At 65.2% G+C, this 25,401-nt stretch carries 25 protein-coding genes; 11 read left to right on the top strand and 14 right to left on the bottom strand.

Annotated features, from left to right (window positions below; genetic code table 11):
• Nucleotide 1 precedes the first annotated feature (1 nt).
• From QAZ47_RS12310 to QAZ47_RS12285, 6 genes are read left to right on the top strand one after another with little or no spacing between them, the layout of a single operon-like run.
• Nucleotides 2–1,123 carry a mandelate racemase/muconate lactonizing enzyme family protein gene (locus QAZ47_RS12310; RefSeq protein WP_278233420.1) on the top strand — a complete coding sequence of 374 codons (1,122 nt, stop codon included), beginning with the start codon at nt 2–4 and terminating at the stop codon, nt 1,121–1,123.
• Between the two features lies 1 nt (nt 1,124).
• Nucleotides 1,125–1,454: an L-rhamnose mutarotase gene (locus tag QAZ47_RS12305; RefSeq protein ID WP_278233419.1), complete on the top strand. Its 330-nt coding sequence runs from the start codon at nt 1,125–1,127 to the stop codon at nt 1,452–1,454.
• Nucleotides 1,447–2,520 carry a Gfo/Idh/MocA family oxidoreductase gene (locus QAZ47_RS12300; protein WP_278233418.1) on the top strand — a complete coding sequence of 358 codons (1,074 nt, stop codon included), beginning with the start codon at nt 1,447–1,449 and terminating at the stop codon, nt 2,518–2,520. Before QAZ47_RS12305 ends, QAZ47_RS12300 begins: the two co-directional genes overlap by 8 nt.
• A gap of 8 nt (nt 2,521–2,528) precedes the next feature.
• Complete coding sequence (locus tag QAZ47_RS12295; RefSeq protein WP_278233417.1) at nt 2,529–2,981, top strand: MaoC/PaaZ C-terminal domain-containing protein; 453 nt, start codon at nt 2,529–2,531, stop codon at nt 2,979–2,981.
• 18 nt (nt 2,982–2,999) lie between these two features.
• On the top strand, nt 3,000–3,731 hold the full coding sequence (locus QAZ47_RS12290; protein WP_278233416.1) for an SDR family oxidoreductase: 732 nt from the start codon (nt 3,000–3,002) through the stop codon (nt 3,729–3,731).
• Between the two features lie 13 nt (nt 3,732–3,744).
• On the top strand, nt 3,745–5,022 hold the full coding sequence (locus QAZ47_RS12285) for an L-fuconate dehydratase (RefSeq protein WP_278233415.1): 1,278 nt from the start codon (nt 3,745–3,747) through the stop codon (nt 5,020–5,022).
• An 89-nt stretch (nt 5,023–5,111) separates the two neighbouring features.
• Here QAZ47_RS12285 and doeB read toward each other — a convergent pair whose 3' ends face one another.
• From doeB to QAZ47_RS12235, 10 genes are all read right to left on the bottom strand, one after another.
• A complete protein-coding gene (gene doeB / locus QAZ47_RS12280) occupies nt 5,112–6,113 on the bottom strand; it encodes a N(2)-acetyl-L-2,4-diaminobutanoate deacetylase DoeB (RefSeq protein ID WP_278233414.1) in 1,002 nt (333 codons plus the stop codon).
• A gap of 4 nt (nt 6,114–6,117) precedes the next feature.
• The gene (gene doeA, locus QAZ47_RS12275; protein WP_278233413.1) at nt 6,118–7,296 is read right to left on the bottom strand and encodes an ectoine hydrolase DoeA; all 1,179 of its coding nucleotides are present in this window, start codon (nt 7,294–7,296) and stop codon (nt 6,118–6,120) included.
• A gap of 37 nt (nt 7,297–7,333) precedes the next feature.
• Complete coding sequence (locus QAZ47_RS12270; protein WP_278233412.1) at nt 7,334–8,326, bottom strand: cyclodeaminase; 993 nt, start codon at nt 8,324–8,326, stop codon at nt 7,334–7,336.
• Complete coding sequence (gene eutB / locus QAZ47_RS12265) at nt 8,323–9,315, bottom strand: hydroxyectoine utilization dehydratase EutB (protein WP_278233411.1); 993 nt, start codon at nt 9,313–9,315, stop codon at nt 8,323–8,325. The genes QAZ47_RS12270 and eutB overlap by 4 nt, the downstream gene beginning before the upstream one ends.
• A gap of 184 nt (nt 9,316–9,499) precedes the next feature.
• A complete protein-coding gene (gene eutA, locus QAZ47_RS12260) occupies nt 9,500–10,276 on the bottom strand; it encodes an ectoine utilization protein EutA (RefSeq protein WP_278233798.1) in 777 nt (258 codons plus the stop codon).
• A 5-nt stretch (nt 10,277–10,281) separates the two neighbouring features.
• The gene (gene ehuD, locus QAZ47_RS12255) at nt 10,282–10,941 is read right to left on the bottom strand and encodes an ectoine/hydroxyectoine ABC transporter permease subunit EhuD (RefSeq protein WP_278233410.1); all 660 of its coding nucleotides are present in this window, start codon (nt 10,939–10,941) and stop codon (nt 10,282–10,284) included.
• A 16-nt stretch (nt 10,942–10,957) separates the two neighbouring features.
• Nucleotides 10,958–11,617 carry an ectoine/hydroxyectoine ABC transporter permease subunit EhuC gene (ehuC, locus tag QAZ47_RS12250; protein ID WP_278206995.1) on the bottom strand — a complete coding sequence of 220 codons (660 nt, stop codon included), beginning with the start codon at nt 11,615–11,617 and terminating at the stop codon, nt 10,958–10,960.
• 193 nt (nt 11,618–11,810) lie between these two features.
• On the bottom strand, nt 11,811–12,662 hold the full coding sequence (ehuB, locus tag QAZ47_RS12245) for an ectoine/hydroxyectoine ABC transporter substrate-binding protein EhuB (protein ID WP_278074437.1): 852 nt from the start codon (nt 12,660–12,662) through the stop codon (nt 11,811–11,813).
• Between the two features lie 107 nt (nt 12,663–12,769).
• Nucleotides 12,770–13,555, bottom strand: coding sequence for an ectoine/hydroxyectoine ABC transporter ATP-binding protein EhuA (gene ehuA / locus QAZ47_RS12240; protein ID WP_278074438.1), 786 nt, complete (start codon nt 13,553–13,555; stop codon nt 12,770–12,772).
• A gap of 134 nt (nt 13,556–13,689) precedes the next feature.
• Complete coding sequence (locus tag QAZ47_RS12235) at nt 13,690–15,075, bottom strand: PLP-dependent aminotransferase family protein (protein WP_278233409.1); 1,386 nt, start codon at nt 15,073–15,075, stop codon at nt 13,690–13,692.
• A gap of 83 nt (nt 15,076–15,158) precedes the next feature.
• Between QAZ47_RS12235 and QAZ47_RS12230 the strand changes: the two genes are divergently transcribed.
• The 4 genes from QAZ47_RS12230 (at nt 15,159) to QAZ47_RS12215 (ending at nt 20,068) form a co-directional block, all read left to right on the top strand.
• The gene (locus tag QAZ47_RS12230; protein WP_278074440.1) at nt 15,159–15,650 is read left to right on the top strand and encodes an Lrp/AsnC family transcriptional regulator; all 492 of its coding nucleotides are present in this window, start codon (nt 15,159–15,161) and stop codon (nt 15,648–15,650) included.
• Nucleotides 15,651–15,891: 241 nt separating this feature from the next.
• Complete coding sequence (locus QAZ47_RS12225) at nt 15,892–17,385, top strand: NAD-dependent succinate-semialdehyde dehydrogenase (protein WP_278233408.1); 1,494 nt, start codon at nt 15,892–15,894, stop codon at nt 17,383–17,385.
• Between the two features lie 36 nt (nt 17,386–17,421).
• Complete coding sequence (locus QAZ47_RS12220; RefSeq protein ID WP_278233407.1) at nt 17,422–18,801, top strand: aspartate aminotransferase family protein; 1,380 nt, start codon at nt 17,422–17,424, stop codon at nt 18,799–18,801.
• Nucleotides 18,802–18,967: 166 nt separating this feature from the next.
• Entirely contained in the window at nt 18,968–20,068 is a 1,101-nt protein-coding gene (locus tag QAZ47_RS12215; protein ID WP_278233406.1) for an alcohol dehydrogenase family protein, read from the top strand.
• A 36-nt stretch (nt 20,069–20,104) separates the two neighbouring features.
• Here QAZ47_RS12215 and QAZ47_RS12210 read toward each other — a convergent pair whose 3' ends face one another.
• The 3 genes from QAZ47_RS12210 to QAZ47_RS12200 form a co-directional block, all read right to left on the bottom strand.
• Nucleotides 20,105–20,866 carry an SDR family NAD(P)-dependent oxidoreductase gene (locus QAZ47_RS12210; protein ID WP_278233405.1) on the bottom strand — a complete coding sequence of 254 codons (762 nt, stop codon included), beginning with the start codon at nt 20,864–20,866 and terminating at the stop codon, nt 20,105–20,107.
• A gap of 36 nt (nt 20,867–20,902) precedes the next feature.
• Complete coding sequence (locus tag QAZ47_RS12205) at nt 20,903–21,673, bottom strand: SDR family NAD(P)-dependent oxidoreductase (RefSeq protein WP_278233404.1); 771 nt, start codon at nt 21,671–21,673, stop codon at nt 20,903–20,905.
• A gap of 110 nt (nt 21,674–21,783) precedes the next feature.
• Nucleotides 21,784–22,608 (bottom strand): GNAT family N-acetyltransferase, encoded by an 825-nt coding sequence (locus tag QAZ47_RS12200; RefSeq protein WP_278233403.1) that lies wholly within the window; start codon nt 22,606–22,608, stop codon nt 21,784–21,786.
• 292 nt (nt 22,609–22,900) lie between these two features.
• On the opposite strand from QAZ47_RS12200, the gene QAZ47_RS12195 reads away from it, so the two are divergent.
• On the top strand, nt 22,901–23,764 hold the full coding sequence (locus tag QAZ47_RS12195; RefSeq protein WP_278233402.1) for a hypothetical protein: 864 nt from the start codon (nt 22,901–22,903) through the stop codon (nt 23,762–23,764).
• A 44-nt stretch (nt 23,765–23,808) separates the two neighbouring features.
• Here the strand turns inward: QAZ47_RS12195 and QAZ47_RS12190 are convergent, their stop codons facing one another.
• Nucleotides 23,809–25,323, bottom strand: coding sequence for an aldehyde dehydrogenase family protein (locus QAZ47_RS12190; protein WP_278233401.1), 1,515 nt, complete (start codon nt 25,321–25,323; stop codon nt 23,809–23,811).
• Between the last annotated feature and the right edge of the window lie 78 nt (nt 25,324–25,401).

Raw genomic sequence — 25,401 nt, 5'->3', positions numbered from 1 at the left:
GATGGCGAAGATCGAGAAGGTCGAGCTTGCAATGGTCGATCTGGCGCCGAAGGTGAAGCGCACCGACGCGATCCAGAGTTTCGTCAGCCAGGAAACCCCGATCGTCACCATCACCGACGCCGACGGCGCGGTCGGCATGGGCTATTCCTACACGATCGGCACCGGCGGCTCTTCGGTGATGCGGCTTCTGGCCGATCACCTGGCGCCGCGCCTGATCGGTGAGGATGCCGACCGGATCGAGGCCATCTGGCACGATCTCGAATTCGCGACCCATGCCACGACGATCGGCGCCATCACGGCCATCGCGCTCGCCGCGATCGACACCGCGCTCTGGGATCTGCGGGCGCGGAAGCAGAAACTGCCGCTCTGGAAGCTTGCCGGCGGCGCCAAGGACCGCTGTCCGCTCTACACCACCGAAGGCGGCTGGCTGCACATCGAGATGGAAGCGCTCGTCGAGGACGCGTCAGCCGCCAAGGCGAAAGGCTTCACCGGCTCCAAAGTCAAGATCGGCAAGCCGCACGGCTCGGAGGACTTCGCCCGGCTTTCGGCTGTGCGAAAGGCTGTCGGCGACGGCTACGAGATCATGACCGACTGCAACCAGGGTTTTTCCGTCGACGAGGCCATCAGGCGCGCCGAGCGGCTGCGCGATCTCGATCTCGCCTGGATCGAGGAGCCGCTGCCGGCCGACGACATCGACGGCCATGTACGGCTGTCGAATTCGACCGCCACGCCTATTGCCGTCGGCGAGTCGCTTTATTCGATCCGTCATTTCCGCGAATATATGCAGAAGGGCGGCTGCAACGTCGTGCAGGTCGATGTCGGCCGCATCGGTGGCATCACGCCCTGGCTGAAGGTGGCGCATATGGCGGAAGCCTTCGACATGCCCATCTGCCCGCATTTCCTGATGGAACTGCATGTCAGCCTGGCCTGCGCGGTGCCGAACGGCAAATATGTCGAATACATTCCGCAGCTGGACGAGTTGACGGGCAAGAAGATGGTGATCGAAAACGGCCATGCGCTGGCGCCGGGCGAGCCGGGCCTCGGCATCGACTGGGATTTCGATGCGCTCAAGTCGCGCAGCATCGCCGAATTCGACGTCACCGTCACCGAACGGAGGGATTGAGATGCAGCGAATGGGCATGGTGCTCGGCCTCAAGCCGGAGAAGGTCGAGGAATATGCGCGCCTGCACGCCGCCGTGTGGCCGGACGTGCTCAAGATGATCTCGGCCTGCAACATCAAGAACTACTCGATCTACCTCAAGCGGCCGGAAAACCTGCTGTTCTCCTATTTCGAGTATCACGGCACCGACTACGCCGCCGACATGGCCAAGATGGCCGCGGACCCCACGACCCAGGAATGGTGGGCGGTCTGCATGCCTTGCCAGCAGCCTTTGCCGACCAGGCAGGAAGGCGAATGGTGGGCGATGATGGATGAAGTCTTCCACCATGACTGACGCTTTCGATCCCGCATCGCTGGCGCAGTCCTGGCCGGCTCCTGCGAAGCCGCGCCCAATCGTCACCTTCGGTGCCGGCTCGATCGTCGGCGACGCGCATTTTCCGGCCTATCGCAGGGCCGGCTTTCCGGTTGCCGGCCTCTACGATCCCGACCATGCCAAGGCCGGAAAACTGGCTGAGCAATGGGGCGTGACGGCGTTCCGCTCGGTGGACGAGGCGGCCGCCGTCAAGGACGCGATCTTCGATCTGGCGACGCCGCCCGGCCGGCACGCCGAGGTGCTGAAGGCTCTGCCCGACGATGCGGTCGCATTGATCCAGAAGCCGATGGGCAACTATCTCGGCGAGGCGACCGAGATCCTCGAAATCTGCCGCGCCAAGAAACTCAAGGCTGCCGTGAATTTCCAGCTCCGCTTCGCGCCGATGATGCTCGCGCTGAAGGACGCGATCGCCAAGGGCTGGCTCGGCGAGGTCGTCGACTTCGACGCCTGGCTGGCGCTCGCGACGCCGTGGCAGCTCTGGGAATTTCTGCTCACGGCGCCGCGCGTCGAGATCGCCATGCACTCGATCCACTATCTCGACCTGATCCGGCAATTGTTGGGCGACCCGAAGGGCGTGCATGCCAAGACGCTCGGTCACCCCGATCACCAGGTCGCGCAGACACGCACCAGCGCCATCCTCGACTATGGCGACACGGTGCGCTGCGCGCTTTCGATCAACCACGACCACAAGTTCGGCCGGCGGCATCAGGCCTGCGAGTTCCGCGTCTGCGGCACCGAGGGCGCCGCCTACGTCAAGCTCGGCCTCAATCTCGACTATCCGCGCGGCGAGCCCGACGTGCTCGAGATCTATCCCAAAGGCGGCTCCGACTGGGTCGGCGTGCCGCTCATTGGCGAATGGTTCCCCGACGCCTTTGTCGGGCGCATGGCCAATGTCCAGCGCTTCGCGTCTGGCGAGGACGCCGAGCTGGTCAGTTCCGTCGAGGACACCTGGAACACGATGGCGCTGGTCGAGGCCGCCTATAAATCGAGCGCCGCGCCGGCGACGCCGCTCGCCGCAAAACCGTAGGGCACGAGATGGAACGGGTCATCTATTTCGAGGACTACGAGATCGGTTCGTCGCGGCTGACCAGCGGCCGCACCATCACCGAGACGGACTTCGTCGTCCACGCCGGTCACACCGGCGATTTCTTTCCGCACCACATAGACGCCGAGTTCATGAAGACGACGCCCTTCGGCCAGCGCATCGCGCATGGCACGCTCGTCTTCTCGGTCGGCGTCGGCCTGACGGCGAACGTGATCAACCCGGTGGCCTTCTCCTATGGCTACGACAGGCTGCGCTTCATCAAGCCGGTCTTCATCGGCGACACGATCCGCACGCGCACGACGATCGCAGCAAAAGAAGACGATCCGAAACGGCCGGACTCAGGGCGCGTCATCGAGCGCGTCGAGGTCATCAACCAGCGCGACGAAGTCGTACTCGCCGCCGATCATATCTACATCGTCGAGCGGCGCCCCCGGCTCGGCTGAAAGACGGAGACAAACAACATGGCTGATCTTACGGGGAAAATCGTTGTCGTAACCGCGGCGGCGCAGGGCATCGGTCGGGCAAGCGCGCTGGCCTTTGCCGAGGCTGGCGCCACTGTCCACGCCACCGACATCAACGAAGCCGCGCTGGCCGAGCTCAGCGGCCATAAAGGAATCGTAACCCGCAAGCTCGATGTGCTGAACGACGAGGCCGTGAAGGCCGCCTTCGCCGAGATCGGCCGCGTCGACGTGCTGTTCAACTGCGCCGGCTTCGTCCATTCCGGCTCGATCCTCGACATGAAGGACGAGGACCTCGACTTCGCCTTCAATCTCAATGTGCGCGCCATGATCCGCACCATCCGCGCCGTGCTGCCCGGTATGCTGGAGCGCGGCGACGGCGCGATCATCAACATGTCCTCGGTCGCCGGCGCGCCGAAGGGTGTGCCGAACCGCTTCGCCTATGGCGTGACCAAGGCGGCCGTGATCGGCCTCACCAAGTCGATCGCGGCCGACTACGTCGCGAGGGGCATCCGCTGCAACGCGATCTGCCCCGGTACGGTGGAGAGCCCGTCGCTCGAAAGCCGCATGCGCGCGCAGGGCGACTACGAAGCGGCTCGCGCGGCCTTCATCGCCCGCCAGCCGATGGGCAGGCTGGGCACGGCTGAGGAGATTGCCGATCTTGCAGTCTATCTCGCCGGCGCCACCTATACGACCGGACAGGCCTACAATATCGACGGCGGCTGGTCGATCTGATGAGGCACCGAGCATGACCCGCATTACCGATCTTCGCGTCTTCGACCTGCGCTTTCCAACCTCGCAAAACCTCGACGGGTCGGATGCGATGAACCCCGACCCGGATTATTCCGCAGCCTACGTCATCCTCGACACCGACGTGCCCTCGCTGAAGGGCCACGGGCTCACCTTCACCATCGGCCGCGGCAACGAGATCTGCTGCGCGGCGATCGAGGCGCTGCGCCATCTCGTCGTCGGACTCGACCTCGACTGGGTCAGAGAGGATCCCGGCCGTTTCTGGCATCACGTGACCGGCGACAGCCAGTTGCGCTGGATCGGCCCGGACAAGGGCGCCATGCATCTCGCCGTCGGCGCGGTGGTCAATGCGGTCTGGGACCTATGGGCGAAGGAAGCCGGCAAGCCGGTCTGGCGCCTGGTCGCCGAGATGAGCCCGGAAGAGATCGTGCGCATCGTCGACTTCCGCTATCTCACCGATGCGATCACGCCGGGCGAGGCGCTGGAGATTCTGAAGCGAGCCGAAGCGGGGAAGTCCGAGCGCATAGCCACGCTCGAGCGCGAAGGCTATGCCTGCTACACCACCTCGGCCGGCTGGCTCGGCTATCCGGACGACAAGCTGCGGCGGCTCTGCCAGGAAGCGGTCGACCAGGGTTTCAATCACGTCAAGCTGAAAGTCGGCCGCGACCGCGCCGACGACATCCGCCGCCTCAGGATCGCCCGCGAAGTGATCGGTCCGGACCGCTACCTGATGATCGACGCCAACCAGGTCTGGGAGGTTGACCAGGCGATCGGCTGGCTGCGCGATCTCGCCTTCGCCAGGCCCTTCTTCATCGAGGAGCCGACCAGCCCGGACGACGTCGCCGGCCATGCCAAGATCCGCAAGGCGGTTGCGCCGATCAAGGTCGCGACCGGCGAGATGTGCCAGAACCGCATCATGTTCAAGCAGTTCATCGCCGGCGGCGCCATCGACGTCGTGCAGATCGATTCCTGCCGCATGGGCGGGCTGAACGAGGTGCTGGCCGTCCTGCTGATCGCCGCCAAGTTCGGCCTGCCGGTCTGGCCGCATGCCGGCGGCGTCGGCTTGTGCGAATATGTCCAGCATCTCTCGATGATCGACTATGTCGCGGTATCAGGCACCAAGGACGGCCGAGTGATCGAATATGTCGACCACCTGCACGAGCATTTCCTCGAGCCCTGCGTCATCGAGAACGCGGCCTACATGCCGCCGGCGGCGCCGGGCTTCTCGATCGAGATGAAGCCGGAGTCCATTGCCGCCTACCAGTTCCACGGTTGAACGCGAGTCGTACGCAGGCAATTGGCCTGCGTACGACATCTCTTCTTCAACCGCTCAGCACGATGCGTGGTCTGGGGCCGCGATCGGCATCAATCGACCTCGACGGCAAGCACCGAGACGCAATCGCCGGCCTTGACCAGGCCAGGGAAATGGCGCGCCGCCAGCAGGCCCGACATCCTGGCCCTGATCTCCTGTGGCGCCATGCCGGTACGGCCGGTCGAATGGATGCGCGCCACGACCTGCCCCTCGTCCACTTTCTCGCCAAGGTCGACCATGGTCTCAATCATGCCGTCGTCCTCGGCGAAAGCGAAGCAATCGCCCGAGGGCATGTCGAGCCATTGAGTTCGAGTCTTCTCGACCGCACCAGCAACGATACCGGCATGGCGCAGCACGTTGAGCACGCCGCGCCGGGCGATGCGCACCGTCTCGGCCCGTGACGTGCCGCCACCGCCGAGTTCGGTGGTGACGAAGACCTTGCCCATCTCCTCGGCCGCCGTGTCATACATGCCGACCGTGTCGATCTCGGTCATGCGCATCGAGAACGGCGCCGAAAAGGCCTCGACCGCCGCGAAGGCTTTCTTTTCCTGCGCCTTGTCGGGCAGCGTGTGCGCGGCGCAGAACGGCACGAAATCCAACGTCCTTCCGCCGGAGTGGAAGTCGAACACGATGTCCGCCCGCGGCAGCAATTCGCGTTGGAAATAGTCGGCGATCTTCTCCGTCACCGTGCCGTCGGGCCGGCCAGGGAAGCTGCGGTTCATGTTGCCCTTGTCGATCGGCGACGTGCGCGTGCCGGCGCGGAACGCCGGATAATTCATCGCCGGCACGATGATGACCGTGCCGGTGACGTTCTTCGGGTCGAGGGTGCGGGCGAGCTCGTAGAGCGCCAGCGGCCCCTCATATTCGTCGCCATGATTGCCGCCGGTGAGCAGCGCCGTCGGCCCCTTGCCGTTGCGGATCACGCAGGTTGGGATCATCACCGAACCCCAGGCCGAATCGTCGCGGCTGTAAGGCAGGCGCAGGAAGCCGTGCTGCACGCCGTCGCGCTCGAAGTCGACGGTCGGCGTGATCGGAGATGGACGCAGAGCTGACATTGCCTCAATCCTTCACGAACAGCTTGCGCGGCACGTTGGCCAGGCATTCGACGCCGGTCTCGGTGATCAGGATCGACTCGGTGATCTCCAGTCCCATCGTCTCCAGCCACAGACCCGTCATGAAATGGAAGGTCATGCCGGGCTTGAGCTCGGTGCAGTCGCCGGGGCGCAGGCTCATCGTACGCTCGCCCCAGTCCGGCGGATAGGAGATGCCGATCGGGTAGCCGGTGCGGTTGTCCTTGACGATGCCGTACTTCTTCAGCACCGCGAAGAAGGCGTTGGCGATGTCCTCGCAGGCGTTGCCCGGCTTCGCCGCGGCAAGGCCTGCTTCCATGCCTTCCAGCGTCGCCTTCTCGGCGTCGAGGAAGGCCTGCGTCGGCTTGCCGAGGAAGACGGTGCGCGACAGCGGGCAATGGTAGCGATTGTAGCAGCCGGCGATCTCGAAGAACGTGCCCTCGCCCGCCTTCATCGGCTTGTCGTCCCAGGTGAGATGCGGTGCCGAAGCGTCGGCGCCCGACGGCAAGAGCGGCACGATCGCCGGATAGTCGCCGCCGATGCCTTCGACGCCGCGCGTGCCGGCATCGTAGATCTCGGCGACCAGATCGCATTTGCGCATGCCGACCTCTATCTTGTCGACGATGCGCTTATGCATGGCCTCGACGATGCGCGCCGCCTTGCGCATGTAGTCGATCTCGGTCGCGCTCTTCACCGCGCGCTGCCAGTTGACCAGCGCGGTGGCGTCGACGAACCGGGCGTTGGGCAGGTGCTTCTGCAGCGAGGCGAAGGCCGCGGCGGAGAACCAGTAATTGTCCATCTCGACGCCGATGGTGAGCTTGTCCCAGCGGCGCTCCGCCAGCACGCTGGCGAGGTAGTCCATCGGGTGCCGTTCAGTCGACTGCACATAATGGTCGGCGTAGCCGATGATGTTGTCGTGCGCGAGATAGGCGGTGCGCTTGGCGCCGTTGGCGTCCTGGCCGCGGCCATACCAGACCGGCTCGCCCGAAGGCGGCACGATGACCGCTTGATGCACATAGAAGGACCAGCCGTCATAGCCGGTCAGCCAGGCCATGTTGGAGGGATCGCTGACGATCAAGAGATCGACCCCCTTGGCCTGCATGGCTTTCCGCGTCTTGGCGAGGCGATCGGCAAATTCGCTTCGCGAGAATTTCAGGTTTGGCTGCATTTTGTTGGTCCTCGTTTTTGGGCCTTTACGGCCAGCATCAGCTTTCCAAAATCGTTCCGGCCTTCGCCGCCCGCGCGCGGTCGCGGGCCAAGGTGGCGATCGCGGTGTCCTGCACGCCGGTGCCGGTGAGGTCGGCGATGGTGATGTCGCCGGCCGAGCGCCGGCCGTGCTTCTTCCCGGCGATGATCTGGCCGAGTTCGGTGACTTCGGCGTCGGCGGCCATCACGCCGGCCTCGATGGCGTGGTGGAGTTCGCCGAGACGCCGCGTCTGCTTCGCGCTGTCGGCGACATAGAGATCGGCCAGGCGAAGGATCGCCGGCGCGATCTCGTTCTTGTGCTCGGCGTCCGAGCCCATGGCGGTGATGTGCTGGCCGGCCGAGACGAACCCGGCCTTGATCAGCGGTTCGGTCGACGGCGTGGTGGTGACGATGATGTCGGCATCGGCCGCCGCCTTCGCTGCGTCCGGCTCGGCGCGCACCATGATGCCCAGCCTTTCGCGCAGGCGGGCGGCGGTCGCCTCGGCCTTGGCGGCGTCGCGCGCCCAGATGCGCGCTTCCTCGATCGGCCTGACAAGGCGCAAGGCTTCCAATTGCAGGCCGGCCTGCAAGCCGGCACCGAAGATCGCGGCTACGCTGGACTCTTCGCGCGACAGATGCTTGGCCGCGACAGCGCCGGCGGCCGCCGTGCGGACATCAGTCAGATAGCCGTTGTCGAGCAGCAGCGCCTCGACTACGCCGGTCTTTGCTGAAAGCAGCACCATCATGCCGCCGCCGCTCGGCAGGCCGAGCTTCGGATTGTCGAAGAAGCCGGAGCTTATCTTGACGGCGAAGCCGTCTATGCCGGGCACATAGGCGGATTTCACGTCGACCTCGCCGCGATGCTCGTGAATGTCGAGCCTCAAGATCGGCGGCATCACCACTTGCTTCGTGGCAAGAGCGCGGAAGGCATTCTCGACGCAGGCGACGGCGTCGAGATCGAGCGTCACGATCTTGCGCAGTTCCGCTTCGGTGAGAATGGTCATGCGGCTCATACGGCGCTCTCCTCCGGTGCAGGGTCGCCGCAGACGATGCGGCGATGCAGGCTCATGTCGATATTGCGGCCGGACAGGATGAGGACGATCGGGCCTTTCGCCTTCACCTTTCCGGCAAGCAGCGCGCCGATGCCGACGGCGCCCGCGCCTTCGATGATCTCGCGCTCTTCCTCATAGGCATGGCGGATGCCGGCGGCGATCTCCTCCTCTGAGAGCAGGATGACGTCGTCGAGCAGGTCGCGGCACATGGCAAAGGTCAGGCGGTTGTCGAGGCCGATGCCGCCGCCTAGCGAATCCGCGAGCGTCGGCAGTTCCTCGACCTGCACCGGCCGGCCGGCATCGAGGCTCGCCTTCATTGCGGCGCCTCGCTCCATCGAGATGCCGATGACGCTGGTGCTCGGGCTCACACCCTTGACGGCCGCGGCGACGCCGGCCGCCAATCCACCGCCGGAGAGCGGCACCAGCACGCTTGCCGCGTCCGGAACCTGTTCCATGATCTCCAATCCCAGCGTGCCTTGCCCGGCGACGATGTCCGGGTGCTCGAAGGGCGGCAGCATGACGAGGCCCTCCTCCGCGACCAACCTGTCGACCTCCTGCTGTGCATCGTCCTGGCTGTTGCCGACGATGCGGATATCCGCACCGAGACGACGGATGGCATCGAGCTTGTTCTCGGGCACCAGCTTCGACATGCAGATCACCGCGCGCATGCATTCGAGCATGGCCGCATGCGCGAGCGCGCGGCCGTGATTGCCGGTCGATGCCGCGACGACGCCGCGCGATCTCTCCTGCGGGCTCAGCGCGGCGATGGCGTTGGACGCGCCGCGCAGTTTGAACGCGCCGGTGGTCTGGTGATGCTCCAGCTTGAGGTGGACGGGATGGCCTGCGCGATCGGAGAGGCTTTGCGACAGCACGACCGGCGTACGCTCGACCTTGTTGGCGATACGCTCGCGGGCGGTACGGATGTCCGCGAGGGCGACGGCGCGCGTCATCGGGCGACCCCCTCTGGCCTGCCGGCCATCTCCCCCTCAAGGGGGGTGATCCGCAGCTTCGGCACCGTCTCTCTTCCTGCAATGTCGATGATTGGCGAAAGCGTAGCAGCAGCTAATCTCCCCCCTTGAGGGGGAGATGGCCGGCAGGCCAGAAGGGGTCGCTCTTGTACGCAGGACATAATTTTTACTGTCCAAGCGGCTTTGTCATCAGCCGGCCGAACTCCGGCCGCGGCGCGTCATCGCCGCAGAGCCGCAGGCAATTCCAGGCGCTGGCCTGGTTGCTGGTGACAACCGGGCGTCCGATCGCCTCTTCCATGCCCGGAACGGCAAGCGCCGCGCGCAATGCCGTGCACGAGACGAACAGCGCGTCGGCCTGGGCATGCATGGCCTTGCGCGCCAGCTCGACGAGGGAGGCAGGCTTGATCCGCGCCATCTCGCGGTCGTCCTCGAATCCGAGGCAGGTGAAGCTCTCGATATCGAAGCCGTGCGCGGCGAAATAGGTCGCCATCGGCCGGCTGGTCTCGACGGTGTAAGGCGTGAGAATGCTGATCCGCTTCACCCCGAAAGCCTTAAGGCCGCGTACGCCCGCCATCGGTGGCGTGACCACGGGAACGTTCGGTTTGGCCGCCTGGATCGCGGCTTCGATCTCGGCGTCGCCGATCACCACGGAGGCCGAGGTACAGGAGTAACAGATGGCGTCGAGCGGCTCGTCCGGCAGGATCAGCGCCGCGCCCGCCGAAAGCTGCGGCTGCATCTTGCGCAAATTCTCCGGCGTCGTCGGATTGGCATAGGGAATGCGCGCGACATAGACGCCGATCCGTTCGCTCGCCACCATGCGGCGGAAGTCGGCCTCGCTGGTGTGGTCGGTGGCTAGAGCTATCAGACCGACACGTTTTTCCAGCGGACGCGCATCGAGGGCGGGCCGGCTCGGCGCCAGCCGGATTTCGGGCAACGGTTTCATGACTTTCATCTTTCGATCCTGCCGTAGCGGTGCTCCAGCCAGCGCAAGAATACGACGGAGCAGAGGCTGATGACGAGGAAGAAGGCGCCGACCAGCGTCATCGGCTCGATGTAGCGATAGTAGCTGTTGGCCACGCTCTTGGCCTGGTTCATCAGCTCCAGCACGGTGATCGCAGAAAGCAGCGGCGTCTCCTTGAACATGGCGATGAAATAGTTGGCCAGAGCCGGGATCATCGGCGGGATCGCCTGCGGCAGGATGACATGCGTCCAGGTGTGGTGGCCACTCAGGTTGCAGGCCTTGGCGCCCTCCCACTGGCCGCGCGGCACATTGTCGATGCCGGCGCGATAAACCTCTGCCGTATAGGTGCCGTAGTGCAGGCCAAGCCCGATGACGCCGGCCACCAGAGGCGGCAACAGGATGCCGAAATCGGGCAGCACGTAGAAGATGAAGTAGAGCTGCACCAGGAGCGGCGTGCCGCGGATGAATTCGGCGAACCAGCCGACGCTGCGCGACACCGCCCGGTTCGGCGAGCGCCGCGCCAGCGCTATTGCCAGGCCGACGATGGCGGCCAGGACCGACCCGAGCACCGTCGCCAGGATCGTGATCTTCACGCCCTGGATCAGGGTCGGCATGATCTGCCGGACGAAGTCCCAATCCCATTCCATTACTTGGCCCACTCCATCAGACACGCACTCCGTCGAGGCCGCGCGCCATGCGGCGCTCCAGCGAACGCACGCCCCAGGAAATGATCAGCGCCAGCACGAAATAGATGACGAGCACCGAGACGAAGGGCATCAGCGTGCTGCCGGTCTGCGAGCGTACCACCTGCGCCTGGAAGGTGAGATCGGCGAGCGAGATCAGCGACACGACCGAGGTCGCCTTGAGCAGTTCGATCGCATTGTTGCCGAAGGTCGGCAGCATGACCAGCAGCGCTTGCGGCAGGATCACGTGGCGCATGCCTTGCCAGCGGCCGAGATTGAGCGCCGTGCAGGCTTCGTACTGCTCGCGTCCGATCGACAGTATGGCGCCGCGCACGACCTCGGCGGCATAGGCGCCGACATTGAGCCCCAGCGCCAGCACGCCGGCTTGGAGCGGCGTCAGCGACAGGCCGGCGAAGGGCAGCACGAAATAGGCCCAGAACAGCTGCACGAAGATCGACGTGCCGCGGAAGAACTCGATATAGGTCGTGGCCAACGCCCGAATAATGAAGAAGCGCGACACGCGGCCCATGCCGGCGAGGAAAGCCATGACGAGCGCCAGCACCGATCCCATCAGCGTCAGCTCGATGGTGACAAGCGCTCCTTGCAATATCAGGCCGAGATAGCCGGACCACTGGGTCATTGGGTTCCAACGTTTGCGGTTTAGGTTCCTTCTCCCCGTTGAACGGGCAGAAGATGCCGGTTCACCCTCCGCAGCTGCTGCGAAGGACGGGCAGGCAGGTGAAGGGCAGCGCTAACCTTGAAATGCTGGCGCCGCCCCTCGTCCGGCCCTTCGGGCCACCTTCTCCCCGCAAGCGGGGAGAAGGCAAAGAGCACTACTTCGCCGCGCAGAGCTTCTCGCGCGTCGTCGACATCGCCGCCTTGGCGGAGAAGCCGTAGGGCTCGATGATCTTGGCGAACTCGCCGGACTTCTTCATCTTGGCGAGCTCGACGTCATAGGCGTCGCGCAGCGCCTCGTCGCCCTTCTTGAAGGCGGCGCCGTCGCAATAGACGGGTGCGCCCTGCACCGGCGCGATCACTTCGAGGTTCGGGTCATTGGCCTTCTTGACCAGGTCGTTGATCGACAGAACGGGCAGCGAATAGGCGTCGATGCGACCGTCCTGCACCATCTTCAGGCCGCTCTGGCCGTCCGGCACGACGATGACGCGATCACGCGGCACGCCGGCATTGAGCGCCAGCTTCTCCTCGGTGCCGCCGCCGGGCGCGCCGACGGTGGCGGAGCTGTCCTTGGCGATGTCCTCATAGCTCTTGAAGCCCTTCGGATTGCCCTTCTTCACCAGCATCGCCTCGGCATCGCACAGCACCGGCTCGGAATAGGCGACCGCCGCGCAGCGCTCCGGCTTCATGAACAGGCCGGCGGTGACGACATCGAAGCGGCCGGCCTGCAGGCCGGGGATCATGGCGCCGTATTCGGAGATGGAGGCGACGATGTCGTTGACGCCGAGGCGCTTGAAGATCTCGCGCGCCACATCCGGCGCCGCGCCCGAGACCTTGCCGTCGGCGGCGACCGCCGTATAGGGCGGCTCATTGGCGATGGCGACGCGGGCGAAGCCTTGCTGCTTGAGCTGCTCCAGCTTGGCGTCGTCGGCCGAACGCGCACCGGAGGCGACCAACACCGCGGCCACTGCGAGGCCGGCGACGCCAGCCAGAATGCCAAGTTTCTTCATCGTTCCCAACTCCTTAGTTTCTATCTTCTTGGTTTGCCCACCTGGGCGTTTGGACCCCGAGGACGGCTCGTTGCCCGGGACGACTTCGTCGCCCGTTTGCATTGCGGTCAGACGCGATGTCCGGCCGCGATGATCTTCTTCAGGAAACCCTGTGTGCGTTCCTGCTTGGGATGGCGGAAAATCTCATCGGGCTTGCCTTCCTCGACGATCCTGCCGCGGTCGAAGAACAGCACCCTGTCGGCGAAGTCGTGGGCAAAGCCCATCTCGTGGGTGACGAGCAGCATCGTCATGTCGGTCTCGGCAGCGAGCTTGCGCATGACGTTGAGCACCTCCTCGACCAGTTCGGGATCGAGCGCCGAGGTGACCTCGTCGAACAGCATGATCTTGGGCGACAGCGCCAGCGCCCGGGCGATCGCGACGCGCTGCTTCTGGCCGCCGGAAAGCTGCGCCGGCATCGCCTTGGCCTTGTCGGCCAGCCCCACCATGTCGAGCAGCTCCATCGCCCGCTTTTCGGCGGCAGCGCGCGCGACGCCCTTGGTCAGCATCGGCGCCAGCGTGACGTTGTCCATGACGCATTTGTGCGGGAACAGGTTGAAGAGCTGGAAGACCATGCCGATCTTCTGGCGCATCTTGGCGAGGTGCCGCTCGTCGGCCGGCAGCAACTGACCGTTGCGCTCCATGTGATAGAGCTGCTCGCCGTCAATCTGGATGTGGCCGCCGTCGATCTTCTCCAGCGTCATCAGGATGCGCAGGATCGTCGTCTTGCCGGATCCGGACGGGCCGATCAGCGCCAGCTTCTCGCCTGGCATGACCTGCATCGACAGGCCGTCCAGCACCTTGAAGGTGCCGAAGCTCTTCGAAATGGCATCGACCTTGATGATGGGCGCGGGCAATACATTTCCCCGTTCTGGAGCAGCCTGTGCCCTTAACGATGCGAAACGCGCCAAATCATGTCAATTAGGAAAATAATATCATGACAATATTTCGGGCGGCACAATTTCAGGGCAATCTGCGCTTCTGTTGTGCATCAAATGGCGAGCAGGAGATGCTCCGGATCGCCAAGCAGGAGCTTGGCGACAACGCTCAAGCCGGCGCGCAGTTCCCCTTCGGTGGTCGATCCGAGCGAGATACGAACGGCCGGATGCCAGGGCGTGTCGGCGATGCGGAAGGAAGTGCCCGGCGCGATCGCCACGCCGCGCAGGCGCGCCTGCGCGACGAAGCTCTCCTCGGCGCGGTCGCCCGGCAATTCAAGCCAGAGATGCAGCCCGTCGCGATGGACGCGGTAGTCGATCCCCGTGAGCACCTCGGCGGCGATCTCCTGCCGGCGTCTCAGCGCGCCGCGCTGCCAGTTGACCAGCTCTATCGCCGTGCCGTCGTTCACCCAGCGCGTCGCGATCTCCGCCACCATCGGTGTCGCCATCCAGTTCGAGACGAGATGGCGGTTGGCGACGGCCGCGACGTAGCGGTCCGGCACCGCGAGATAGCCAATGCGCAGGCCCGGCACGACGATCTTGGTGAAGGAGGTGACGTAGAGGGTTCGCTCTGGAGCGAAGGCGGCGACGGCCGGCGGCCGACCTTCGACGAGAGGCCCAAGCACGTCGTTCTCGATGATGGCGATGTCGTGCTTGCGCGCGACCGCCGCGATCTGCTCGCGTCGAGTGGCGTCCATCAAGGTGGCCGTCGGGTTGATCACCGAGGGCTGGACGAAGACGGCACGGATGTCCGAGAGCCGGCAGGCCTCGTCCAACGCTTCCGGGATCAGGCCGTTGCCGTCGATCGGCAGACCCTCGAGATTGAAGCCGAGATAGCGGGCCAGCGGCACCAGCGTGTGATGGCCGATCGCCTCGGTGGCGACAGTCGAGCCGGGTGGCGCGACGCTCATCAACGCCACTGTCATGCCGGCCGTTGCGCCATTGGTGAGGCAGATATTCTGCGGCGAGGCTTCCAGGCCGCAGAGCTTCAGCCACTCGACCGCCACCGCGCGGTGGCGCGGGAACACCATGTTCGGCCGGAACGACAGCGCGGAGCTCGACGGCAGGTTTTCGGCCAGCCAGGAGAGCGCCTGCTTCAGCTTCTCCAGATGCATCGGCTCGCAAACCGGCTTCAGGATGGAGAGATCGATGACCTCGCCCAGCCGCTCAGGGAGGTAGGGAGGCTCCGGCTCGCGGCGCTGCGTCTGCACGAAGCTGCCGCGTCCGACCTCGCCGGAGATCAGGCCGCGGCGGATCAGTTCCTCATAGGCGCGGCTGACGGTCTGCACCGAAAGTTTCAAGTCGTCCGCAAGGCGGCGGTGCGTCGGCAGCCGCGCGCCGTTGGCGAGCCGCCCGTCATGGATCGCGCGGGCGAATTGGTCGGCCAGCGAGAGATAGGCCGGTCGTCGAATGAGCGCTGGATCTGGCTGCCATAATGTCATGACTTATTAGAGATCGAAATCAGTGCAATTGACAATCGAAATAATGCATCGTCATGGTGTCCCGAGCAAAAAACGGAGCCGGCATGGCGGCAGCGAAACTCGACCCGATCGACCTCAAGATCCTGGACGCCATCCAGCGCGACGGGCGCATCACCAAGCTGGCGCTGGCCGAGAAGGTCGGCCTGTCGCCGACCCCTTGCTGGATGCGGCTGCGCAAGCTGGAGAAGGCCGGCATCGTTTCCGGCTACCACGCCGCGATCGCCATGCGCGTCATCGCGCCGGTGGCGACCGTGCTGATGGAAGTGACATTGGCCAGCCACCGCCAGGCCGATTTCGACCGCTTCGAGCGGGTCATCCGCGACATCCCGGAGATCGTCGCCTGCTGGTCGGTCGGCGGCGGCGTCGATTATGTGCTGAAGGTGATGGCGCGCGACATCGATGCCTATCAGCGGCTGGTGGATAGCCTGCTGGAACGCGAGATCGGCATCGACCGTTACTTCACCTACATCGTCACCAAGACGGTGAAGGAAGACACCGTGTTGCCCGTGGCCGATCTGCTGCCGGGGCAAGCGTGAAGCATGGCTCCCGAAAGTGCGAACCGGTTTCGGGACAAAGACATGCGGAAGATCAAAAACCTAAAGCGCGCGAAGCGATTCTGAGACATCACGGCGCGCTTCAGGGCAGAGAGATCGTCTCCCCGGGCAATCCAATAGAGACAATCTCTCTACGGACGGACGCCGAAACAGTCTCCTTTTTTGCCCGGCACGTCCGATGCTTCGCCCAATCGAGGGAACATCCCAAGTGAGGGAGCTATCAATGTCCGCGCATTTTGCACGCCCGCACCGCCACGAAGCACTCGACCGTCTTGCCGATCGCCGGCTATTGCGCGATCTCGGCTATGTCGGCGGTCACTGGACGGCCGGCCATTCGGCCGCCAGCTTCGAAGTGACCGACCCGGCCACCGGCGCCACAGTGGCCTTCGTCGCCGCGCTCGGTGCCGGGCAGACGACAGAAGCGGTTGACGCCGCAGCGCACGCCCTGCCGGCCTGGCGCTCGGCCCTGCCGCAGGAGCGCTCCAGAATTTTGCGAAAATGGTTCGATCTGATCATCGCTGCCAAAGACGATCTGGCGCTGCTGATGACGCTGGAACAAGGCAAGCCGCTCAAGGAATCGCTCGGCGAGATCGACTACGCCGCCTCCTTCGTCGAATGGTATGCCGAGGAGGCAAAACGCATCAACGCCGAGAGCGTAACCAGCCACCTGCCCAATGCCGAGATGACCGTGCGCCGCGAGCCGCTCGGCGTCGTCGGCGTCGTGACCCCGTGGAATTTTCCATCCGCCATGCTCACTCGCAAGGCTGCCGCGGCGCTCGCCGCCGGCTGCACCGTGGTGGCGCATCCCTCCTCCGAAACGCCGCTGTCGGCCCTGGCGCTGGCCGAGCTTGGCGAGCGCGCCGGACTGCCGGCCGGCGTCTTCAACGTCGTCACCGGTGATGCACGAACGATCGTCGGAACGATGTGTGCCGATGCCCGCGTGCGCGCCATGAGCTTCACCGGATCGACCGAAGTCGGCCGGTTGATCGCCGCGCAGAGCGCGCCGACGATGAAGCGGCTGGTCATGGAGCTCGGCGGCCATGCGCCGCTGATCGTCTTCGACGATGCCGATATCGAGAAGGCGGTGGCGATCGCGCTCGACGCGAAATTCGCCACCTCCGGCCAGGATTGCCTTGCCGCCAACCGCATCTACGTGCAGCGCCAGATCTACGACCGGTTCTGCGCCGCCTTCGCCCGCCGCATCGAGCGGCTGCGCACCGGCAACGGGCTCTCCGGCGACGCCGACATCGGACCGCTGATGCATGAGCGCGCCGTCAAGAAGGTGGAGGAGCAGGTGGCCGACGCTCTCGCCCGCGGCGCGCGCTGCCTCACCGGCGGCAAGCGCCACGCGGCCGGACCGCTGTTCTACCAGCCGACGCTGCTCGTCGACGTGCCGGACGAGGCGCTGATCATGCATGAGGAAACCTTCGGTCCGGTCGCCGCCGTGACGCCGTTCGACGACGAAGCGGAAGTCGTCGCCCGCGCCAACGCCACCGAATACGGCCTCGTCGCCTATGTCGTGACCGAGAACGGCGCGCGGCAGGCACGCCTGGGCCGCGCGCTGGACTACGGCATGGTTGCGATCAACCGGGTCAAGATCACCGGCGCGCCGATCCCGTTCGGCGGCGTCAAGCAATCCGGCATTGGCCGTGAAGGCTCACGCCATGGCCTCGAAGCCTTCACCGATCTGAAATACGTTTGTCTGGACGTCGCCTAGCGCACGCCGGAAGAATTCCCTGCAAGGAGAAAAAAGATGCTCGAGCAATCCAACGAACTTTCGGCCTGGGATCGCGACCACTTCTTCCATCCCTCGACGCATATGGGCACGCACGCGCGCGGTGAATCGCCGGCCCGCATCATGGCAGGCGGCGAAGGCGTCACCGTCTGGGACAACACCGGCAGGAAGAGCATCGACGCCTTCGCCGGCCTCTATTGCGTCAACGTCGGCTATGGCCGCCAGAAGATCGCCGATGCGATTGCTGAACAGGCTAGGAACCTTGCCTACTACCACGCCTATGTCGGCCACAGCACCGAGGCCTCGATTCGGCTGTCCAAGATGATCATCGACCGCGCGCCGAAGGGCATGTCGAGGGTCTATTTCGGCCTCTCCGGCTCCGACGCCAACGAGACCAACATCAAGCTGATCTGGTACTACAACAACGTTCTCGGACGATCGGAGAAGAAGAAGATCATCTCGCGCTGGCGCGGCTATCACGGGTCCGGCGTCATGACCGGGTCGCTGACCGGGCTGGAGCTGTTCCACAACGCCTTCGACCTGCCGCGCGCGCCGATCATGCACACCGAGGCGCCCTATTATTTCCGCCGCGCCGACCGCTCCATGAGCGAGGAGCAGTTCTCGCAATATTGCGCCGACAAGCTCGAGGAAATGATCCTTGCCGAGGGCCCGGACACCGTCGCGGCCTTCATCGGCGAGCCGATCCTCGGCACCGGCGGCATCGTCCCGCCGCCGGCCGGCTATTGGCAGAAGATCCAGGCGGTGCTGAACAAGCACGACGTGCTGCTCGTCGCCGACGAGGTGGTGACCGGCTTCGGCCGTCTCGGCACCATGTTCGGCTCCGATCATTACGGCATCAAGCCGGACCTGATCACCATCGCCAAGGGCCTGACCTCGGCCTATGCGCCGCTTTCCGGCGTCATCGTCTCCGACAAGGTCTGGCAGGTGCTGGTCAAGGGTTCCGACAAGCTCGGCTCGCTCGGCCATGGCTGGACCTATTCGGCGCACCCGATCTGCGTTGCCGCGGGCGTCGCCAATCTCGAACTGATCGACGAGATGGACCTGGTGAAGAACGCCGGCGAGACCGGCGCTTACTTTCGCGCTGAGCTCGCCAAGGCCGTCGGCGGCCACAAAAATGTCGGCGAGGTCCGTGGCGACGGCCTGCTGGCAGCGGTCGAGTTCGTGAAGGATCACGACGATCGCGTCTTCTTCGATCCGGCGCTTAAAGTTGGACCGCAGATCGCCACGGCGCTGGCAGCCAGTGGCGTCATCGGCCGCGCCATGCCGCAGGGCGACATCCTCGGTTTCGCGCCGCCGCTCTGCCTGACGCGCGAGGAGGCAGACACCATCGTCGCCAAGACCGCCGACGCGGTGAACGGCGTGTTCTCAGCTCTCTGATCTTTGACCGTTGGCGCTGCCCCTCATCCGCCTGCCGGCACCTTCTCCCCGTGAAAAACGGGGAGAAGGGACAAGCTCCAGCCCCGGCGCCCCCTCTCCCCGTCATTCACGGGGAGAGGGTAAGGGTGAGGGGCAGCGCAAACCTGCACAATTGGAAGTAACATCTATGAAGTCCCATCCCACCGTTCCCGCAACCATGGCCGCCGTGCAGCTCACCGGCCATGGCGGCATGGAAAAGCTCGTCTACCGCACCGATGTGAGGGTGCCCTCGCCCGCCGCCGGCGAGGTGCTGGTCAAGGTCAGCGCCTGCGGCATGAACAACACCGATGTATGGGTGCGCCAGGGCGCCTATGGCACTGAGGAGGATGCCGGGGCGGTTTCGACCTGGCGCCGGCAAGGCAACACGCTGACCTTTCCGCGCATCCAGGGCACCGACACCGTGGGCACCATCATTGCCGTCGGCGACGGAGTGCCTGCCAGCCGTATCGGCGAGCGCGTGATGGTGGACTTCTCCATCTACAACCGCGACGACGATTCGCTTGCCGATATCGATTATATGGGCCATGGCCGCGACGGCGGATACGCCGAATACCAGGCGCTTCCGGCCGAGAACGCGCATGTCGTCGACACCGACCTCAGCGATGTCGAGCTCGCCACCTTCTGCTGCGCCTATCTCACCGGCGAGCAGATGCTGGAACGCGCCGCGCTGAAGGCCGGCGAGCGGGTGCTGGTCACCGGCGCCTCGGGCGGCGTCGGTTCGGGCATCGTGCAGCTGGCGCGGGCGCGCGGCGCCATTCCCTATGCGCTTGTTGGCAAGGGCAAGGAGCAGGCGGTGCTCGACATCGGCGCCGAGAAGGTGATCACGCGCGGTGTGGCCGACCTGCCGGTCGCCGTCAACGAGGCGACGGGCGGCAAGCCCATCGACGTGGTCGCCGACCTTGTCGGCGGCGCCATCTTCAACGACCTCTTGCGCATCCTGCGGCCCGAGGGCCGCTACACCACGGCCGGCGCCATCGCGGGTCCAGTCGTGCAGCTCGACCTCCGCACCATGTATCTGAAGCAGCTGCAGCTGCATGGCTCGAGCCAAGGGACACGCGCGGACTTCCGCCGCATCGTGCGCTACATCGAGGAGAAGAAGATCAAGCCGCTGGTCGGCGGTGTTTACAAGCTGTCGGATTTCCACCGTGCCCAGACCGACTTCATGGCCAAGGACTTCGTCGGCAAGCTGGTGGTGGTGCCGGACGCGATGACGGACACGAGCAAATAACGGTCGATGGCGGCGGCTGACGGTTGACCTTCGCGGTCAGCCCTTGCGCTCCTGCAGGATGTTGCCGCCATCCACGACGAGAACGGCGCCGTTGATATAGCTGGCGCCGTCGGATGCCAGGAACAGCACGGCGGCGGCGACTTCTTGCGGAGTGCCGGCGCGTCCAAGCGGCGTGTTTTGCGCGGCGACGAGTTCTTCCGGCGTCGAGGCGCCAGTCGCGATCCAGCCCGGCGCCACGGCATTCACCGTGACGCCGCTGCGGCCGACCTCGAGTGCAAGCGCATGCGTCAGCCCGACCATGCCGGCCTTGGCGGCGGAGTAGGCGGCCTCTCCTTCGTTGGAGACGTAGGGTCCGGTGACCGAAGCCATGTTCACCACGCGTCCATGGCCGCGCTGAACCATGCCGGCCAGAAACGCGCGTGTGGCAAGAAATGTTGTCTTCAGGCTGACATCGATGCCGCGGTCCCAGTCGCTCTCACAGAGATCGAGAAAGCGGCGCTGCAGCGCCGGCTGGGCGACCGTCCCCATCCCCGCATTGTTGACGAGGATATCGACCTCGCCGACCTCCGAGCATAGCCGCTCGACATCCGCCGCGCGCGTCAGGTCGGCCACCACGGCGCGGACGTCGAGCCCGTCGGCCCGCAGCTCTTCGGCGCGCTGCTCGACACGCTGCGACGAGGCAGTAATGGCGACCGAAAGCCCGGCTTCGCCGAGCGCACGCGCGACCGCGATGCCGATGCCGTCGGCCGCGCCCGCGCCGGTCACCAGCGCCCTGCGGGATTTGCGAAACACGGTCATGGACCCTCCAGGCGATCAAGCCGAGGCCGCCGCAATTCAGTATCCCGCACTGATGCCGAAATCGATCGAGAGCGCGGCCCCGGTGATCGGGGCCGCGCCGGGCTGGCAAAGATAGTGGATGAAGGAGGCGATCTCTTCCACGGTGATGAACCGTGCTCTTTCCACCTGCGGATAGTGCCCCAGGAGCCTTCGCTTGTAGCCGTCGGGGTCATCTCCGCCATAGGTCCTCGCCTGATACTCGATCATCGGCGTCGCCGTGTCGCCGGGACAGACGGCGTTGACCCTGATGCCATGTGGGGCAAGCTCCAGGGCGAGCGCCTTGGTCAAAAGCACCAGCCCGCCCTTCGAGGCGCAATAGACCGCCGCGCCGTTGTTGCCGACGATGCCCGCGTCGGAGGCGATATTGATGATCACGCCTTGCGTCGCCGATAGATGCGGAATGGCGGCCGAGATCAGGAAGAACGCACCTTTCAGATTGACGTCCAGCACAAGGTCCCATTGCTCTTCACGGACCTCGCCTGCCGCTCCCTCCAGCCAGACGCCTGCGGCGTTGACGAGAATGTCCAGGCCGCCGCCCCACTCGCGTGCCTTGTCCACCACTTCCCGGCAAGCGGCGACGGAGCGGATGTCGAGCGGCAGGCCGATCGCGTTTGCACCGGTGGCGGCGATCTTCGCCACGGCCTCGTCGAGTTTCGCACCGGGAAGGTCGGCAAGCGCGATCAGCTCGCCGTCAGCCGCAAGGCGAAGACCGGTCGCCAGGCCCATTCCCCCGGTGCCGCCTGCGATCAGGACCGTCCTGCCAGCCATTCGGAAATCTCCACCAAACACCGTCCCGTCCATGCGAACCATGTCCCGCAGACATGTCGCATGCGCCACGCCGGACAAACAATGATCACAGGAGACGACGCGGCCCACGATCACCCCAGTTCCAGCGTCGTGATGCCGAAAACCTTCGACGGGGCATTTCCGGGCTTGCCGCCCTTGTACATGCGGGTCGTCGTGAAGCCCGCAACCATGCCGGCGGCCTGAAGCATGGCGGTGAAGCCGACCTGGGTGGCCGGCACGTCGATATGCAGCGCTTCGCCTCCCGCCTCGCCCGCCAGTCCTGCCGCCAACGCCAAGGCTATGTCCATATCGTCGGCGAACAGCGGCCCGACCTTGAATCCCTCCCGGCACCGGCGCGCCACGCCATAGCCGGCGATGCCGGCCGGGCCCGCGGACATGAGCGCGATCCGGGGCGGCTGCAGCCATTCGCGCAGGAACGCCTCGCGCGGCGCCGGAAAGCACTGGCGGTCGTAGGCAAATATCTCCGCCATGCTGGCAACTGGTCGTAAGTCGCTGCCGCGGGCCAGGCCGAGAGCTCCGCTGTAGCGGACGGTCTCGTAGGCGGGCACGAAGCCCTTGCGCTGGTAGTTGGCCCGCTGCTCGGCCACGCCGTCGAGGCCGATGATGCGATTGCCGAGCCGGGTCATGCCGGCATCCCAGACTGCCTTGCCGTGGCCCTCGCCACGCCGGTCGGGCCGGCAGATGTAAAAGCCGATGAAACCGAAACCCGCGCCGTAGGCGACGGCCGAAATGCCGGCCGCCATCTCGCCGCCGACAAAGGCGCCGATGAACCCTTCCGGATCGGCCGCGCGCAACGCGGCGGCATCGCCGATGCCCGGATTCCAACCCTCCCCGGCCGCCCAGTCGACGAGCGTTTCCACGTCGTTGGCGGTCAGCGTCCTTATCGTTCTCGGCATCGTTTCACTCGGCGGCGGCCTGAGGCGATGGTTTCAAGCCGCCACGATAGGGCGTCGCCGGCAACGTTGCAAAGGCCACGCTTCGGCGACGGGTCGGCCGCGCTGCGAAAGGCACGTGCGCAAGGTTGCGGTCCAGACTATTGTCGGGACGGATTTTCGAAACCAGCGCAACGGGTTAACTAGGAACGCGCCGAAACATCTGCCGTTGTTCCAATAGGCAAACTGGACACTACCGGCGAAGGCTATAAATCTTCATTGTCGTTGCTTGGAATCGAATGGAGTGCCGCAGGAAATGCCGCTGAGCGCCGAAGAAATCGCCAGTCATCCTGAAGCACTTCGCAGTGTGCAGGAACAGTCGCGCGCGCTCATCCATGTCTACGAAACCAGTCCGCGCCTTGCCGCCGTCTTTGCCACCCAGCAGCGCTGGCTGCTCGGCCATGTCGGGCTCGCTCTGCATTTCAGGCGCGACCCCAATGACCGCCGCACCGACATGACGGTGGCGCGTTTCATCGAGGTCGTGCGCCGGAACTCGGTCGCCAGCCGCAACACCGCCGAGGCGTTCGTCAAGGAAATGCTGCACTACAACATCGCCGAACATGTTTCGCCGAGCGGTGATGGCCGCGCCCACCCCTTGCGGGTGACCGAGGCCACCATCGAGACCTTCACCAACTGGATTTATGCCCATTTGAGGACGCTCGATCGCATCGATGGTGGAAACCGGCTGGCGACCTTCCTCGAGCGACCCGACATGCTGGCAAAGCTGCAGCCGTTGATCTGCGACGGCTTGCTGACATCCGTTCCGGTGCGGGAACCTGAACGAACCTTCTCCCTGTTTATCTGGCTGAACAACGGCGGTATCGTCATGGACTGGCTGATGTCGGGCATCGATCCGGAGGATGCCAACCTCGACAAGATTCCGACCAGCGTCATTTCGATCAGCGAGTTCGCGCATTGGCTGAAGCTGTCGCGCACCCATCTGGCGCGAAAGCTGCATGACGCCGAAGCGCTCGGCAGCATCGGCTGGGTCGGCCAGCGCGGACATTCCGTAATGTGGGTCTCGCGGCAGTTCTTCGACGAGTACATGGCCGTTCAGGCAGCCAAGCTCGCCATTATCGACGCGGCCTTCGCTGCCTGCTTTTCCGCGGGCGAAGGCTGAGCGCAGCAGCGCTTACATCTCAGCCTCAGCCGGCGATGGTACCCTCAGTCGATATCGAACGACACGCCCTGCGCCAGCGGCAGCGCCTTGGAGAAGTTCACCGTGTTGGTGGCGCGCCGCATATAGGCCTTCCAGGCGTCCGAGCCGCTCTCGCGACCGCCGCCGGTTTCCTTCTCGCCGCCGAACGCGCCGCCGATCTCGGCGCCCGAGGTGCCGATATTGACGTTGGCGATGCCGCAGTCCGAACCGTCGACGCCGAGGAAGCGTTCCGATTCCTGCAGGTCACGCGTGAAGATCGACGACGACAGGCCGGCGCCCACCGCATTGTGCGCCTCGAGCGCCTCGTCGAAATCGGAATATTTCATCACATAGAGGATCGGCGCGAAGGTCTCTTCCGTCACCGGCGAGACTTGGGCAGGCATCTCGACCAGCGCAGGATGGACGTAGTAGGCGTCCGGGTGCCCGTTCTCGAACCGCGCGCCGCCGGTCACCTTGCCGCCATGCGCCTGCGCCTCCTTGAGCGCCTTCTGCATGTTGTCGAAGGCGGTCTTGTCGATCAGCGGACCGACCAGCGCCGACGTCTCCAGCGGATTGCCGACCGAGACGCTCTGATAGGCCTTCTTCAGGCGCGGCAGCAGCGCGTCGTAGACGCTCTCATGCACGAACAGGCGCCTGAGCGTCGTGCAGCGCTGCCCGGCCGTGCCCATGGCGCCGAACGCAATGGCGCGCAGCGCCATGTCGAGATCGGCGGTCGGGCAGACGATGCCGGCATTGTTGCCGCCGAGTTCCAGCACCGCGCGCGCAAAGCGCTTGGCGAGCCGCGGACCGACCTCGCGGCCCATGCGGGTCGAGCCGGTAGCCGAAACCAGCGGCACCTTCGGATGGTCGACCAGCACCTCGCCGACGGCACGGTCGCCGATCAGCACCTGAAGCAGGCCCTCCGGCGCATCGGCGCCGAAACGCTTGGCGGCACGCGTGAAGATCGCCTCGCAGGCAAGCGCCGTCAGCGGCGTCTTTTCCGACGGCTTCCACACCACCGCGTCGCCGCAGACGAGCGCAAGCGCCGCGTTCCACGACCACACCGCGACCGGGAAATTGAAGGCCGAGATCACGCCGACGACGCCGAGCGGATGCCAGGTCTCCATCATGCGGTGTCCGGGACGCTCGGTGGCGATGGTCAGACCGTAGAGCTGGCGGGAAAGGCCGACGGCGAAATCGCAAATGTCGATCATCTCCTGCACTTCGCCGAGGCCCTCGGACGGGATCTTCCCGACTTCGATCGACACCAGCCGGCCAAGCTCCGCCTTGTGCGCGCGCAATTCTTCGCCGAGCAGGCGCACCAGCTCGCCGCGCTTCGGCCCCGGCACCAGCCGCCAGGCCTGGAAGGCCTTGTGCGCGGCATCGATGGCCTTGCCGGCATCGGCCGCCGAAATCGACTTCAACGCCGCGATCTGCTCGCCCGTAACCGGGCTGCGCACGATGAGTTCGCCGCCGGCAAGCGCGTCCTTGGCGACAGCCAGTTTCTCCAGAAGTGAGGCCGTTTCCTTCGCTATCGTCATTTTTATCCCTTTCAGATCCCGCCTTGGATATGGCGAGCGTCGAAGCCTTGCGCCACGTCTTGGCGCGCCATGGGCACG

The organism is Mesorhizobium sp. WSM4904 (assembly GCF_029674545.1).
GTDB lineage: Bacteria > Pseudomonadota > Alphaproteobacteria > Rhizobiales > Rhizobiaceae > Mesorhizobium.
The sequence above is the reverse complement of the archived record's forward strand: the minus strand, read 5'-3'. Positions and strand labels throughout refer to the sequence as shown.